The 14043-nt window shown below is 64.5% G+C and carries 15 protein-coding genes; 6 read left to right on the forward strand and 9 right to left on the reverse strand.

All coding sequences use genetic code 11. From position 1 onward, the window contains the following. From AC5ZG1_RS30105 to AC5ZG1_RS30125, 5 genes are all read right to left on the reverse strand, one after another. A partial coding sequence (locus tag AC5ZG1_RS30105; protein ID WP_496134969.1) for a hypothetical protein occupies positions 1–265 on the reverse strand: 265 nt, incomplete at its 3' end. Between the two features lie 134 nt (positions 266–399). Then, complete coding sequence (locus tag AC5ZG1_RS30110) at positions 400–1932, reverse strand: L,D-transpeptidase family protein (RefSeq protein ID WP_496134970.1); 1533 nt, start codon at positions 1930–1932, stop codon at positions 400–402. 228 nt (positions 1933–2160) lie between these two features. Further along, positions 2161–3123, reverse strand: coding sequence for an acetyl-CoA carboxylase carboxyltransferase subunit alpha (locus AC5ZG1_RS30115; RefSeq protein ID WP_496135024.1), 963 nt, complete (start codon positions 3121–3123; stop codon positions 2161–2163). 208 nt (positions 3124–3331) lie between these two features. Then, entirely contained in the window at positions 3332–4294 is a 963-nt protein-coding gene (gene xerD, locus AC5ZG1_RS30120; protein ID WP_496134971.1) for a site-specific tyrosine recombinase XerD, read from the reverse strand. Between the two features lie 16 nt (positions 4295–4310). Continuing rightward, positions 4311–4457 (reverse strand): hypothetical protein, encoded by a 147-nt coding sequence (locus AC5ZG1_RS30125; protein WP_035690322.1) that lies wholly within the window; start codon positions 4455–4457, stop codon positions 4311–4313. A gap of 140 nt (positions 4458–4597) precedes the next feature. Here AC5ZG1_RS30125 and AC5ZG1_RS30130 point away from each other — a divergent pair, with 140 nt between their 5' ends. The 3 genes from AC5ZG1_RS30130 to AC5ZG1_RS30140 are packed head-to-tail and all read left to right on the forward strand — an operon-like array spanning position 4598 to position 7700. Next, positions 4598–5227, forward strand: coding sequence for a shikimate kinase (locus AC5ZG1_RS30130; protein WP_496134972.1), 630 nt, complete (start codon positions 4598–4600; stop codon positions 5225–5227). Next, on the forward strand, positions 5224–6369 hold the full coding sequence (gene aroB, locus AC5ZG1_RS30135) for a 3-dehydroquinate synthase (RefSeq protein ID WP_496134973.1): 1146 nt from the start codon (positions 5224–5226) through the stop codon (positions 6367–6369). The genes AC5ZG1_RS30130 and aroB overlap by 4 nt, the downstream gene beginning before the upstream one ends. 23 nt (positions 6370–6392) lie before the next feature. Beyond that, positions 6393–7700: an HlyC/CorC family transporter gene (locus tag AC5ZG1_RS30140; RefSeq protein ID WP_496134974.1), complete on the forward strand. Its 1308-nt coding sequence runs from the start codon at positions 6393–6395 to the stop codon at positions 7698–7700. A gap of 123 nt (positions 7701–7823) precedes the next feature. Here the strand turns inward: AC5ZG1_RS30140 and AC5ZG1_RS30145 are convergent, their stop codons facing one another. Both AC5ZG1_RS30145 and AC5ZG1_RS30150 read right to left on the reverse strand, forming a co-directional pair. Further along, positions 7824–8270, reverse strand: coding sequence for a hypothetical protein (locus AC5ZG1_RS30145; RefSeq protein ID WP_130231177.1), 447 nt, complete (start codon positions 8268–8270; stop codon positions 7824–7826). A 177-nt stretch (positions 8271–8447) separates the two neighbouring features. Then, positions 8448–8723 carry a BolA family protein gene (locus AC5ZG1_RS30150; protein ID WP_130231181.1) on the reverse strand — a complete coding sequence of 92 codons (276 nt, stop codon included), beginning with the start codon at positions 8721–8723 and terminating at the stop codon, positions 8448–8450. Between the two features lie 109 nt (positions 8724–8832). Here AC5ZG1_RS30150 and AC5ZG1_RS30155 point away from each other — a divergent pair, with 109 nt between their 5' ends. Beyond that, a complete protein-coding gene (locus tag AC5ZG1_RS30155; RefSeq protein ID WP_496134975.1) occupies positions 8833–9483 on the forward strand; it encodes a J domain-containing protein in 651 nt (216 codons plus the stop codon). 47 nt (positions 9484–9530) lie between these two features. On the opposite strand, the gene AC5ZG1_RS30160 is transcribed toward AC5ZG1_RS30155, so the two are convergent. Beyond that, positions 9531–10625 carry a citrate synthase/methylcitrate synthase gene (locus tag AC5ZG1_RS30160; protein WP_496134976.1) on the reverse strand — a complete coding sequence of 365 codons (1095 nt, stop codon included), beginning with the start codon at positions 10623–10625 and terminating at the stop codon, positions 9531–9533. A 75-nt stretch (positions 10626–10700) separates the two neighbouring features. Between AC5ZG1_RS30160 and AC5ZG1_RS30165 the strand changes: the two genes are divergently transcribed. Beyond that, entirely contained in the window at positions 10701–11924 is a 1224-nt protein-coding gene (locus tag AC5ZG1_RS30165; protein ID WP_464348671.1) for a citrate synthase family protein, read from the forward strand. Positions 11925–11985: 61 nt separating this feature from the next. Here AC5ZG1_RS30165 and AC5ZG1_RS30170 read toward each other — a convergent pair whose 3' ends face one another. After that, on the reverse strand, positions 11986–12648 hold the full coding sequence (locus AC5ZG1_RS30170) for a DedA family protein (RefSeq protein ID WP_496134978.1): 663 nt from the start codon (positions 12646–12648) through the stop codon (positions 11986–11988). 281 nt (positions 12649–12929) lie between these two features. Between AC5ZG1_RS30170 and cobS the strand changes: the two genes are divergently transcribed. Further along, positions 12930–13928 (forward strand): cobaltochelatase subunit CobS, encoded by a 999-nt coding sequence (gene cobS, locus AC5ZG1_RS30175; RefSeq protein ID WP_028164232.1) that lies wholly within the window; start codon positions 12930–12932, stop codon positions 13926–13928. The last annotated feature ends 115 nt before the right edge of the window (positions 13929–14043 follow it).

Genomic DNA, 14043 nt, shown 5'->3' on the forward strand with positions numbered 1-14043 from the left:
GTGCTTTTTGTTGCACGGGACCCACGGGTGCAACCAGCACCCGGCTTTCCCTGCGCCCTCTGATATCGAGGAGGGTGGAACGTGACGCAGAGCTCGGGCAGCGAATGCCGCGAGAACGCGAACTCACGTCCTCACGCTGTTTGAAAGTTGAATCAGAATCCATCCCCGTCATTGCGAGCGCAGCGAAGCAATCCATCGCGCCACTTGCGGAGAAATGGATTGCTTCGCTGCGCTCTACCCATCCTACGGAATCGCTGTTTGACATTTGAATCAGAACTCTCCGCACGTCATTGCGAGCAAAGCGAAGCAATCCATCGCGCCGCTTGCCGAGGCATGGATTGCTTCGCTTTGCTCGCAATGACGGCAGGAGAAAGCGCTGGCCCCTCGCTGCGCGGGCGCCTACTTCATCGCTCCGAAGCGGTTGTCGAAGGAGTTTGGCTGCACGATCGGCTGCGAGCCGGAGAGCTGCGTGTCCCTGGCGGCCGGCGCGGCTGCGGCGGTCGAGGTGGCCGGCGCATCGGTGACGGTCGGCTTGAGCGCCGGCTTGGCGGCAGCGAGCTTGGTTTCGGTGGGCTTCGGTGCGACGCGAACGACCGGTTGCGACTTGGTCTGAGCAGGCTTGATCTCAGCAGCCTTGGCCTCAGCAGCAGTCTTGGCCTCAGTAGCTTTGGGCTTCGCGGCGGCGGCCGGTGCAGAGGGCGGCACGCTGGTGGCGGCGGCGTTGGCGTCGGCCGTGGCGCCGATCCCGACCTTGCGGGCGATGCTGGAGAAGAGACCTTCCGACTGCTCACCCGACTGCGTGGCGGAAGCGACGCGGGCCGATGACGTCGCCGACGTCGTCGACACCGCCACCACCGGCTCTTCCGGCTGCGCCAGGTTCGGCTTCGGCGGATTGACGGTGGACGGGATCGTGCCGGGCGCGCGCGCCAGCGACAGTGATTGCAGGCTCTGGCTGTCGCCACCCTCGGAGAGGCCGGTGCTGCCCTCCGGCAGCTTGGAGGCGAAGATCTTGTTCATGCCGCCGTCGATGCCGGTGTTTATCCGCGCCACCGGCGTGCCCTTGGATATCAGCTTGGCAACCTCGGTCGCCTCTTCCTGCTGCTTCTGGCGGACCGCTTCGGCGATCTGGTCAGGAATCACATAGGCCGGGCATTTGGCGGACGCATCAAACACCGGATCGCGGGTGGCGCCCGGCGGCTTGGCGGCGTCGAAGACATATTTCTTCTCGCAGAAGTCGACCTTCGGCTCCTGCTTCGTCACTTCGAAATGATCGTAGCCTTCCTTGATCATCTTCCAGAAAGGCATGTTCGGGTTGTTGCGGTGCTTGGCCATGTTCACCGGCGTCATCCGGAACGGATAGGCCTGCAACTGGAATGCCTTCTGGCCGCCAAAGAACGACTCGCGCCCGAGCGAATAGATCTCCGCGATCTGCTCGTCGGTCATCGCGTAGCAGCCGCGCGAGGAGCAGTCGCCATGCACCATCAACTGTGAGCCGGTGCGGCCGAGCGCCTTGTCGAAGGCGTTGGGGTAGCCGGTGTTGAAGGAGAGGTAGTAGGCCGATTGCGGGTTCATCTGGCCCGGGCTGATCGTATAGAAGCCCTCCGGCGCCTGGCGGTCGCCCTCGCGGATCTTCGGACCGAGATCGCCGGACCAGCGGCAGATCGGATAGGTCTTCAAGAGCGCGAACCTGCCGGAGCGGTCCTGCTTCCAGACTTCGAGCTCGGCTTCCTGCTTGAACAGGCGGATCAGGATCGGCGACTGCAGATCCATGTCCTTTTCGGTGATTGCCGCGACCAGCTTCGGCGGCACCGGCTGGTTGGCCTTGGCATTCGATGCAAGTGAGATGTCGTCGCTATTGCAACCGGCGAGCAATACAGCGGCCGCAAGGGCAGCCGAGGCCAGAAGCGCGCGAACCAGCGTGCGGTGATTCAAGTCCAAGCTCCACACCCACCGGGCATTTCGGGCAACCCCAAATCAACCCTTATGCCTTGAAGCGATCGTTAAAATACTAACCTTTGGACTTCCCACCCGCAACCTGAACGGGGCCCGGCGGGCCGGAACCATGACAGGCATGGTCAAGCAAGAGTTAAAGACCGGCCCCGGGGCCGAATTGCGGCCAAACCGGCAGACCTGGAGCAAAATGCCGCGATTGCCGGTTAGCTAGGCGAGCTTGCGGCCGATATCGAGAAACTTCTGGCGGCGCTGCTTGCGGATCGCGTCCGCATCAAGATTTCGTAGGTCGTTGAAAGCCTGGGCGATGGCATCGCCGGTGGATGCGATCATGGCGGCGGGATCGCGATGGGCGCCGCCCGGCGGCTCCTTCAGGATCTCGTCGATCACGCCGAATCGCAGCATGTCCTGGGCGGTGATCTTCATGCTGTTGGCGGCCTCCTGCGCCTTGGTGCCGTCCCGCCACAGGATCGAGGATGCCGCCTCAGGCGAGATCACGCTGTAGATCGCGTGCTCCATCATCAGGACGCGGTTGGCCGTGGTGATCGCGATCGCGCCGCCCGACATGCCCTCGCCGGTGATGATCGCGACATTGGGCACCCCCAGTGACAGGCAGGCGTCGGTCGAGCGCGCGATGGCTTCGGCCTGTCCGCGCTCCTCGGCGCCGATGCCGGGATAGGCGCCGGCCGAATCGACCAGCGAGAGTACCGGGATGCCGAAACGGTCGGCCATTTCCATCAGCCGGACCGTCTTGCGGTAGCCTTCGGGGCGGGCCATGCCGAAATTGTGCTTGATCCGGCTCTCGGTGGAGGCGCCCTTTTCCTGGCCGATCACGCAGATGCTCTCGCCGCGGAAGCGGCCGAAGCCGCCGAGCAGGGCTTCGTCGTCGGCGAATTTGCGGTCGCCGGCCAGCGGCGTGAATTCGGTGATGAGCGCGCTGACGAAATCGGTGAAATGCGGTCGCTGCGGGTGCCGCGCCACCAGCGTCTTCTGCCAGGGCGTCAGGTTGGCATAGAGGTCGGCCAGCGCCTGGCCGGCCTTCTCCTCGATCCGCGCGATCTCGTCGCCGATGTCGCTGCCGGACGCTGCCAGCGCGCGCAATTCGTCGATCTTGGATTCAAGCTCGGCGACGGGTTTTTCGAAGTCGAGGTAACTGCGCATCTGATCCGGCATTACGGCAATATAGGAAGGAACCTGGCGGGCGGCGAAGCGGGTCTGGGGTCTGGAAGAGAAGTTTTGTATCTTCAACAAGTTAACACGCAGCCAAAGCCGAGGCGCGTGGGCTGACCGCAAGCGGTGACGCTCTTTCCTGTGAGAAGCCGCCGAAGTCAAGGCGTAACCCATAGCCCGGCCTGGAAGCGTAATCCGGGGATCGACCGGGCTAAGCCTTCTCCGCCAGCGGATGCAGGTCGCGCACCAGGCTCTTCAGCCGCTCCTCGACCACATGGGTATAGATCTGGGTGGTGGAGATGTCGGTATGGCCGAGCAGGGTCTGGACGATGCGCAGGTCGGCGCCGTTGTGCAGGAGGTGGCTGGCAAAGGCATGCCGCAGCACGTGCGGGGAGACGAGCCGCGGCGCCAGGCCGGAAGCGGCCGCCAACTCCTTGAGGTCGCGGGCAAAGTGCTGCCGGGTCAAATGGCCGCTTTCGCCGAAGGAGGGAAACAGCCATTTCGACGGCGCCGCCTTCTTCTCCGGCTTCATGACTTGCACCGCAGCGAGATAGTCGGCCATCGCTTGGCGCGAGGCCTCGTTCAGCGGCACCAGCCGCTCCTTGTTGCCCTTGCCTCGCACCACGATCATGCGGGCATCGCGCCGCGCCGCCGATAGCGGTAGCGAGACCAGTTCGGAGACGCGTAGGCCAGTGGCGTACAGCACCTCCAAGAGGCAATGCAGCCGGAGCGCGCGCAGCCGCTGCGCCGGCTTGGCGTCGGTCTGCGTGAGTTCCTTGGCCCGCGTCAGCATGCGGTCGACGTCGGCGATCGACAGCACCTTGGGCAGGCTGCGGCCGCGCTTCGGGCCAGAGAGGATCGCGGCAGGATCGTCGCTGCGGATGCGCTCGTTGAGCAGGAATCGGAACAGATGCCGCATCGAGGAGAGCCGGCGGGCGACGCTGGTTGATTTGAAACCGCGGGTGTCGAGGTCGGCGAGGTAGTCGCGCAGCGTCTGGGTGTCGGCGCCGGCAAAGCTCTTGCCGGCATGGGTGAGGAATTCGGAGAGGTCTTCGAGGTCGCGGCGATAGGCGTCGAGCGTGTTTTCGCCCGCGCCCTGTTCGGCCGCGAGCATGTCGAGGAACAGGCTGATCAGCCCGGCATCTGATGTGCTGGAACGTGTCTTGGAACGCATCCCCGGACCATAGCGGCTATTTCTTGAGGAACTTATCCGGCGGGATCGTCACCGTCATTTCCCGCGATTTCGGGGTCACAAAATTGGCCAGTGCGAAAATGATCCCGTAGCCGATACCGCCGATCACGGCGAGGACCGTCAGGAAGCGGAACAGGCTCGGCATATCGAAGGCTCGGGCGGCGAATTAACCATTGGCATCATCCATCATGTTCCCTCAGCCGTTGCAAGGCTCTGGCAACGGTATTGGCGGGGGTAGTATAGGTGACCGGAACGCCGCAAATTCGCCGAGAGACCGAGCTTTAGATGCCAGACAGCGCCGCACCGCTCCCTGTGCTCCCGACCCTGGAGGCCGACATCCTGGCCGTGCTGGGGTCGAGGACGATCGTGCTGGTGGGCATGATGGGCGCCGGCAAATCGACCATCGGCCGGCGGCTGGCCGCGCGGCTGAGGCTGCCCTTCACCGATGCCGATACCGAGATCGAGGCGGCGGCGGGCATGTCGATCCCGGAGATTTTCGAAACCCATGGCGAGGCCTATTTCAGGGATGGCGAGGCGCGGGTGATCGCCCGCCTGCTTAGCGACGGGCCGGCGGTGCTCGCCACCGGCGGCGGTGCGTTCATGCGCGAGGAGACCCGCAACTGCATTCGTGCCAAGGCGATCTCGCTCTGGCTGCGCGCCGATGCCGATGTCATCATGCGCAGGGTGCGGCGCCGCGCCGACCGCCCGCTGTTGCAGACCGCCGATCCCGAGGGGACGGTCAACCGTCTGCTCGGTGAGCGCGAGCCGGTCTACCGGAGCGCCGATCTGACGATTTCGTCGCGCGACGTGCCGCATGACCGGATCGTCGAGGAGTGCTTAGAGGCGCTGCATGCCTATCTCTGTGGCAACGGCACGGCACAACCGGCAACCAACGGAATTAGCATCCCATCATGACTGCGCCATTGAAACACTCTGACCCCATCACCGTCGATGTCGCACTCGGCGACCGCGCCTACGACATCGTGATCGGGCGCGCGGTGCTGCCGTCGCTTGGCGCACGCATCGCGGCGCTCCGTCCGGGTGCGCGCACCGCCATCGTCACCGACCGCACGGTGGCGAAACATTGGCTGGAACGGGCCGAGGCGTCGCTTGCCGCGGCCGGCATCCCGACTTCGCGCATCATCGTCGAGGAAGGCGAGGGCTCGAAGAGCTATGCCGGCTTGACCCAGGTCAGTGAAGCGCTGATCGCAGCCAAGATCGAGCGCAACGATCTCGTCATCGCGCTCGGCGGCGGCGTGGTTGGCGATCTCGCGGGCTTTGCTGCTGCCATCCTGCGCCGCGGCGTCGATTTCGTGCAGGTGCCGACCTCGCTGCTGGCGCAGGTCGATTCATCGGTCGGCGGCAAGACCGGGATCAACTCGCCGCAGGGCAAGAACCTGATCGGGGCGTTCCACCAGCCGGTGCTGGTCGTCGCCGACACGTCGGTGCTCGACACGCTGTCGCCGCGCCAGTTCCGCGCCGGCTATGCGGAGGTTGCCAAATACGGCGTGCTCGGCGATGAGGCCTTTTTCGCCTGGCTGGAAGCCAATCACGCCGACATCTTCTCCGGCGGCGCGGCGCGCGAGCACGCGATCGCAACCTCGTGCCGCGCCAAAGCTGCGATCGTCTCGCGCGACGAACGCGAAACCGGAGAACGCGCGCTGCTTAATCTCGGCCACACCTTCGGTCACGCGCTGGAAGCGGCGACGGGCTTTTCCGACCGGCTGTTCCACGGCGAAGGCGTGGCCATCGGCATGACGCTGGCGGCGGAGTTCTCTGCTTCTCTCGGCATGATTGCGCAAGCGGATGCGGCGCGCGTGAAACGCCACCTCACTGCTGTAGGGTTGCCGACCCGGCTGCAGGATATCGGCGGCTTCGTCCAGGAAGGACTGGCTGATGCCGACACACTGATGGCGCTGATGGCGCAGGACAAGAAGGTCAAGCGCGGCAAGCTGACCTTCATTCTGCTGGAGGCCGTCGGCCGCGCCGCGATCGCGCGCGACGTCGAGCCTGCGCCGGTGCGTGACTTTCTGAAGGCAAAACTGGCCGAGAATTAAAAACGCTCTTCGGATGACGTAGCTTGACCTGGGTTTCGTTCTCAATCGTCGTCGTCTGCCTGTTGGTCTCCGCCTTTTTCGCGGCGAGCGAGACCGCGCTGACCGGCGCTTCGCGCGCCAGCATGTTGCGGCTGTCCAAGCAGGGCAATCGCGAGGCTGGCGTGGTCTCCAGCCTGTTCAACATGCGCGAGCGGCTGATCGGCGCGCTGCTGCTCGGCAACAACATCGCCAATATCGGCGCCTCGGCGCTCGCAACCGGCATCCTCACCGCGTGGTTCGGCGACGTCGGTGTGCTCTATGCGACGGCGGTGATGACGGTGATGGTCGTGATCTTCGCCGAGGTGCTGCCCAAGACCATCGCAATCAACGCGCCCGACCGGATATCGCTCCTGGTGGCGCGGCCGATGAAGGTCACGGTCTATCTGCTCGGACCGTTCCTGACGGTGATCGAGGTCATCGTGCTCGCCTTGATGAAACTCTTCGGCATCAAGGTCGGTGCCAACCAGGCCATCCTGTCGCCGACCGAGCGACTGCGCGGCGCCGTCGATTTGTTGCATCACGAGGGCAAGGTCGAGAAGCAGGACCGCGACATGCTCGGAGGGCTCCTCGATCTGCGCGAATTGCAGGTGTCGGACGTGATGGTCCACCGCACCGAAATGACCATGATCAACGCCGATCTGCCGCCGGAGGAACTGGTGCGCGAGGTGCTCGCCACCGAATACACCCGCATTCCGCTGTGGCGTGACAAGCCGGAGAACATCATCGGGGTGCTGCACGCCAAGGATTTGCTGCGCGCGATCCGCGCCGCCGACGGCGACACGTCGAACATCGACGTCGCCACCATCGCGTTGCCGCCGTGGTTCGTGCCGGAGATGCGGCCCGTCTCCGAGCAGCTCAAGGCGTTTCGCCGCCGCAAGACGCATTTCGCCCTCGTCGTCGACGAATACGGCGAAGTCGAAGGTCTGGTGACACTGGAAGACATCCTGGAGGAGATCGTCGGAGACATTTCCGACGAGCACGACGTAGTGGTCGCGGGTGTTCGTGTCCAGCCCGACGGCTCCGTAGTGGTCGACGGCTCGGTGCCGATCCGCGATCTCAACCGTGCGATGGACTGGCATTTGCCGGACGAGGAAGCCACGACCGTGGCGGGTCTCGTGATCCATGAAGCGCGCTCGATCCCCGAGCGCGGCCAAAGCTTCACCTTCCACGGCTTCCGCTTCCGCGTCCTGCGTCGCGAGCGCAACCGCATCACGGCGCTACGCATCACCGCGCTGCCGCGCGAAGCCGAGGCCGAGGAGCCCAGGCCGAAGCGTGCCGGGACGGCGTTCTAGCACAGGCGCGTCGATTCTCCGTCATGGCCGGGCTTGTCCCGGCCATCCACGCCTTTCTCGCGGCAGCCAAGAACGTGGATGCCCGGCACAAGGCCGGGCATGACGGGCTTGGATGTTGGCGCCCTATTCAATGTCGATGGTGACCCCGGAAAGCTTCCAGGTGCCGTCGGCGGGGATGAAGGCGAGCTGATACTTCACCTGCTTCGGCGTGGTCTCGAAATGGCCTTTCAGGCGCAGCACGCCCTTCTCGTCGATCTTCGCCTCCTCGTCGGCAATGACAGGCTTTGCCACCACGGCGTCGAACACCGCGTGCTTGTCGACGAGATCCTTGAAGACGGCCTGCAGCTTCTCCGGCGGAAACTGCTCGGCGAACGGCTTTGACATCTTGGCGTGCAGGACGGTGAAATTATTGGCGGCGACGGCATCGCTCAGCGTCACCAAAATGCTTTTCACGAGCACTTCCTGAACGAGCGGGCTCGGCATGGCCTGTGCTGCAGCCGGTACGGGCGCAGAGAGCGCCAGCATTGCCATCACGGCCGCGGCCAATCGCAGATGTGCCCAGTGAACCATCTGACAGCCCCTCGCTACAGGTGGCGATGGTGCAATGAGCCTGCCCAATTCCAATGGAACTGTCCATCGCCCAGGCCGCTATCTCTGATAAAGGAAAACAACCGTGGCGTCTTGCGCGACGTTGATCAAAACCGCAGTTCGGTCGTGTTCTTCAGCTAAATTTCCAGGCGGCGCCCCTCAGCGCGGTCGTTCCGCTGGAGCTTGCGCATGGATCGCGAGCGCATGCACGCCATCCGCGAGTTCCTGGGCGAGTGCCGCATTAATCATGCGATGGCGTTCGATCCGGCTCTTCCCTTCGAACGCTTGAGATACAATATAAACACGGAAATGCGTCTCGCCGCCTGGCCGATGCCCCGCGTGGCCCTCATGCAGATGTGATTCATCTTGGACCTCGAGGCTTTCGGGCAAGAAAGCTTCACGCAACTTGTTTATAATAACGTCTCTTGTGCTCATGGCGGCGGCAATAGTTCGAAGGCTGCATTTCGTCAATGGCACATCCGAAGCAGAGGTATTCGCAATGTCAAGACTTGAAGCTTTTTGCATTGCGTAGTCAAAGTCAGTCATGGCGATCGATTCATCAAAATTCTTCGACTCCATTCGCATCAAGCCGACGAAGGTGAGTGCGAAGCGCCAGGCGCAGGCTGGTCAGGAAGCCATCACCTGCGAATGGGCCGGCTGTCAGAACAAGGGTTCGCACCGCGCGCCGAAGGGCCGCGAGAACTCGCGCGAGTATTGGCATTTCTGCCTCGATCATGTTCGCGAGTACAACCAGTCTTACAATTTCTTCCAGGGTATGAATCCTGAGGCGGTGGCACGCTACCAGAAGGATGCGCTGACCGGCCATCGCCCGACCTGGAAGATGGGCGCCAACACCAGCGCCAAGCACGGCAAGGGCAGCCCCGAGGACGATCTCGGCGGCGCCGCCGATCCCTTCAATGTGTTCTCCGAACTCAATGGCCGCGCCGGCTGGCGGCCTGGCCCCGGCGCGCAGGCCAAGCCCGAGGCGCGCAAGGTAATGAACGCCGAGCGCAAGGCACTGCAGGTGATGGGACTCTCCGCCGAAGCCACGCTTGAAGACGTCAAGGCGAAGTACAAGGCGCTGGTGAAGCAGCACCATCCCGACGCCAACGGTGGCGACCGTTCCACCGAAGACCGCCTGATCGAGATCATCAAGGCGTATAACTATCTCAAGACCGTGGTCCGCGAGGCGTAGCGCGGAGCCCTAGCCCCGTTGGCTCCATCCGAGCTACGGGGACTCATTCACACCTTCGGCATCGGCCCCACATAAGACGAGCTTGGCCGGATCAGCCGGCCGGTGCGCTGCTGTTCGCGCGCATGCGCGGTCCATCCCGCCGCGCGCGCCACCGCGAAGATCGGCGTGAAGGCCTGCCGCGGAATAGAAAGCGCGTCGAGCAGGATCGCGGTGAAGAACTCGACATTCGTTTCCAGCGGCCGGTTCGGATTTTTCCGCCGCAACGCCTCGCGGACATAGGCCTCGACCTCGCCGGCGAACGGCAGGTCGGCGCCTTCGGCGGCCAGCCGCTCAATCGCATCTTTCAGCACATCGGCGCGCGGATCGCGTACGCGATAGACACGATGGCCGAATCCCATCAGCCGCTCGCCGCGCGCCAGCGCCGCATCGACCCAGGGCTTGATGCGTTCGCGCGTCCCGATCGCATCGAGCATCTCAAGCACCGGCTCCGGCGCGCCGCCATGGAGCGGGCCGGTCAGCGCGCAATAGCCGGCCGTGACGGCCGCGAACAGGTCGGCTTGCGTCGAGGCCACCACGCGCGTCGTGAAGGTGGACGCGTTCATGCCGTGATCAGAGACCGTGACGAGATAGGCATCCAGCGCCGCGACCTCGCGCGGTTCGGGCTTGCGGCTCAGCAGCATCGTCAGCGTATCCGCAGCGTGGCTGACGTTCGGATCGGGCGCGAGCGGATCGTTGCCCTTGGCCCGCTGCACCAGCGCGCCGGCGATCACCGGAAAGGCGCCGACGATCGTCGCTTCGTGCTCGAGCCCGTTTTCGGCGCGCAAGCCAGCGACTGCGGCGCGGAAGCCGTCCACAATCGACATGCCGCGGGTCGCCGGCAGCACGTCGGGCAATCGGGCGAAGGCGCGCTCGCGCGCGGCCCCAAGCTTGGCGCGCACATTGGCCTCGCTGAGCGTGCTTCCGGTTGCCGCATTCCATAATCGTGCGGTGACGCCCTCGAAGCTCGATGTCGAGGCGAGCACGCTGACATGCTCGCCGGCGATGATCAGTTCGCCGCGCTCGCCGTCGACATGGCTGAGCACGGTTTCGGCGGCGGCAATGCCGTCCAGCCCAATCGGGCTTTTGGTCACCTGAATATTCATGGCGGATCTCCTTTCGTGATCAGGAGAAAGTCGATCCTCTCGACAGATTGATCAATCTTGATTAGCTTAATCAATATGAAAAAATCCGATGGCCTTTATCTCTCCGCCCGCGAGGCGGCGGCCGAGCTCGCGATCTCGCCGGCTACGCTCTACGCCTATGTCAGTCGGGGCCTGATCCGCTCCGAGCCTTCGGCGGATTCCCGCAGCCACCGCTACCGGGCCGAGGACATCCGCGGGTTGAAGGAGCGCCGCACCCCGTCGCCGGAGCCGCGCGGCCTGCGCAGCTTCGATGCCGATTTGCCGGTGATGGATTCGGCGATCGCAACCATCACCGAGGACGGGCCGATCTATCGCGGCGTGAACTGCGTCGATCTTGCCGAGAAGGATACGCTCGAGCACACGGCGACGCTGTTGTGGGATGTCACGGGCGTCGATCCCTTTGCGCCGAACAACTGCCCGTTTGTCTCTGGGGAGATGCGCGCCATCGCCGAGGCCGCGCACCGCGCCGCGCCGATTGACCGCGCCATCGCCGTGCTGGCGCTCGCCGCAAGCGCCGATCCCCGCGCCTTCACCCGCGCGCCCGACGGCCGCGCGATGGTCGGCGCGCGCATCGTCCGGCTATTGGTTGCGACCATGCTGAACCGCGAACCCTCGTCCGAACCGCTGCATGTGCAGATCGCCGGCGCCTGGGCATCCGGCAACAAGCATGCCGCCGACCTGATCCGACGCACGCTGGTGCTGCTCGCCGATCACGAATTGAACGCTTCGACCTTCACGGCGCGCTGTGCCGCTTCGACCGGGCTCAATCTCTATGACGCGGTGATCGCCGGCCTGGCGGCGCTCAAGGGTCCGAAACACGGCGGCGCCGGCGTATTGGCATCGCGGCTGGTGAAGACCTTGGTCGATCAGGATGTCGAGCCGGTGATCCGCGAGCGCGTCGCGCTCGGCGAGCGCTTCGCCGGTTTTGGCCATGGCGTCTACCGGCGCGGCGATCCCCGCGCGCAGTCGCTGTTGGATGCGCTCGCGCGCGCCGGCGCCGCGCGCAAATTCACCAGGGAGGTTCCAGAGCGGATCGCGGAGGCGACCGGCGAGTTCGTCAATATCGACTATGCGCTGGCCGTGCTGGTGCACAGCCTGCGGCTTCCGCTCGGCAGCGAGCTCGCGCTGTTTGCGATGGCACGCAGCGTCGGCTGGATCGCGCATGCCAGCGAGCAATTGCAGCACGGCCGGCTGATTCGCCCGCGCGCACGATATGTCGGGCCGGCGCCCGGACGCAGCGCGGCGGCCAAGAGTATCTGACGTAGCCCCGGTGGAGCCCAACGGGGCGCGCGCGACCCGTTGGCTCCAACCGGGCTGCAGGCTACGTGTGCGGCTTCGCGGCCGGCTCGATTACGCCGCGCCGGCGGCGGATGATCCAGGTCGCAAGCGCCACGACCACAGCGCCGGCGATCACCGTCAGGATCCAGATATGCTTGCCGGCATGATGGTGGTGATATGGCAGCCCGCCATACTCGTGCAGCGCAGAGACCGCGAGCACGCCCGGGAGCACGTGTACGGGTGCCCAGAGCAGAACCGCGGGGATATTGACGCTGTAGAAGCGCGCCGGCGGCATATCCAGCGCGCCGGCGGTGAGTGGCACGAAGGCACGGAACGGCGGCACGAAGCGCGCAAAGAACACCGCGAGTATGCCCCAGCGATGGAAAAACGCCTCGCTCTGCTCGACCACGCGCGGATAGCCCGACAGTGGCCATGCAGCCAGGATCTCGCGCTGGCGGCGATGGCCGATCCAGTAGGCGGAGCCGTCGCCGAGCAGGGCACCTGCGGCAGCGGCGGCCAGCACCGGCCATAGCTTCAGCTCGCCGCCGGGGATCAGCGCCCCCATCGCCACAATGATCGTTGAGCCGGGCACCAGCGACCCCGCTACCGGGACCGCTTCCAGAAAGGCGGCGACAAACAGCGTCAGATAGGCAAGCCACGCATGGGCCGAAACGAAGGTGATCAGGGGGTCGAGGAATGTGGTCACAAAATTCCCGCAGCTCAGGTCTTGCCTGACCTTGAGAGCTAACAACTCGCCCCCGGCCTGGAAAGGGATCGCGGCAGGCCCTCGCGGCAAAGTGCGGCGCGATTCGCAGGGCAGCCCTCCAAAAACCGCGTCCAGCACCTATCTTTATGAAAGAACAACGGAACTTTGATCGCGCCGCGGGCTTCTGCCGGCGGTTGCAGTCTGCTAGGCTTGTGCATAGCACCCAATCCGCAGCCAAACGAATAATCTGGTTTCGGGATTCCCGGGACCTCGGAGGACGAATGACGACCGCCGCCCAAACCACATTGGAAGACACCGCCGGCTTGCCCGACATGAAAGTATCGGTCCGGCAGGTGTTCGGCATCGATAGCGACCTTGAGGTGCCGGCCTATGCGGAAGTCGACCCGCACGTGCCGGAGGTTGATGCGGATTACCGCTTCGACCGCGCCACCACGCTCGCGATCCTCGCCGGCTTCGCCAGGAACCGCCGTGTGATGGTCACCGGCTATCACGGCACCGGCAAGTCGACCCATATCGAGCAGGTTGCAGCGCGGCTCAACTGGCCCTGCGTACGCGTCAATCTCGACAGCCACATCAGCCGTATCGACCTGGTCGGCAAGGACTCGATCGTGGTCCGCGACGGCAAGCAGGTCACCGAGTTTCGCGACGGCATCCTCCCTTGGGCGCTGCAGCACAATGTCGCGCTGGTGTTCGACGAGTATGACGCCGGCCGGCCCGACGTGATGTTCGTGATCCAGCGCGTGCTGGAAGTCTCGGGACGGCTGACGCTGCTCGACCAGAACAAGGTGATCAAGCCGCATCCGGCGTTCCGTCTGTTCGCGACGGCCAACACGATCGGCCTTGGCGACACGTCGGGCCTCTATCACGGTACCCAGCAGATCAACCAGGGCCAGATGGACCGCTGGTCGATCGTCACCACGTTGAACTACCTCGCCCATGACGAGGAAGTCGAGATCGTGCTCGCCAAGGCGAAGCACTACCGCAGCCAGGAAGGCCGTGACATCGTCAACAAGATGGTGCGGCTCGCCGATCTCACCCGCAACGCCTTCGCCAATGGCGATCTGTCGACGGTGATGAGCCCGCGCACGGTGATCACCTGGGCGGAAAACTCCGAGATCTTCGGCGATATCGGCTTTGCCTTCCGCGTCACCTTCCTCAACAAGTGCGACGAGCTCGAGCGGCCATTGGTGGCTGAATTCTACCAGCGCTGCTTCAATGCGGAGCTGCCCGAATCCGCTGTCAACGTGGCGCTCAGCTAGGGGGCATGTCGTCCCGGACAAGCGAAGCGCGATCCGGGACCCATAACCCCAGGATGCAGTTGCGAAGATTGGGGCTTCCTCCGCGCTCAATGATTTCTTCCTGTGGTTATGGGTC

The organism is Bradyrhizobium sp. Leo78 (assembly GCF_059512425.1).

Excerpts from the sequence above, each read along its gene's own strand:
- AC5ZG1_RS30115 (WP_496135024.1), bottom strand. The coding sequence starts at position 3,123 with ATGCCGGATCAGATGCGCAGTTACCTCGACTTCGAAAAACCCGTCGCC.
- xerD (WP_496134971.1), bottom strand. The coding sequence starts at position 4,294 with ATGCGTTCCAAGACACGTTCCAGCACATCAGATGCCGGGCTGATCAGC.
- AC5ZG1_RS30125 (WP_035690322.1), bottom strand. The coding sequence starts at position 4,457 with ATGCCGAGCCTGTTCCGCTTCCTGACGGTCCTCGCCGTGATCGGCGGT.
- AC5ZG1_RS30130 (WP_496134972.1), top strand. The coding sequence starts at position 4,598 with ATGCCAGACAGCGCCGCACCGCTCCCTGTGCTCCCGACCCTGGAGGCC.
- aroB (WP_496134973.1), top strand. The coding sequence starts at position 5,224 with ATGACTGCGCCATTGAAACACTCTGACCCCATCACCGTCGATGTCGCA.
- AC5ZG1_RS30145 (WP_130231177.1), bottom strand. The coding sequence starts at position 8,270 with ATGGTTCACTGGGCACATCTGCGATTGGCCGCGGCCGTGATGGCAATG.
- AC5ZG1_RS30150 (WP_130231181.1), bottom strand. The coding sequence starts at position 8,723 with ATGAGCACAAGAGACGTTATTATAAACAAGTTGCGTGAAGCTTTCTTG.
- AC5ZG1_RS30155 (WP_496134975.1), top strand. The coding sequence starts at position 8,833 with ATGGCGATCGATTCATCAAAATTCTTCGACTCCATTCGCATCAAGCCG.
- AC5ZG1_RS30160 (WP_496134976.1), bottom strand. The coding sequence starts at position 10,625 with ATGAATATTCAGGTGACCAAAAGCCCGATTGGGCTGGACGGCATTGCC.
- AC5ZG1_RS30165 (WP_464348671.1), top strand. The coding sequence starts at position 10,701 with ATGAAAAAATCCGATGGCCTTTATCTCTCCGCCCGCGAGGCGGCGGCC.
- cobS (WP_028164232.1), top strand. The coding sequence starts at position 12,930 with ATGACGACCGCCGCCCAAACCACATTGGAAGACACCGCCGGCTTGCCC.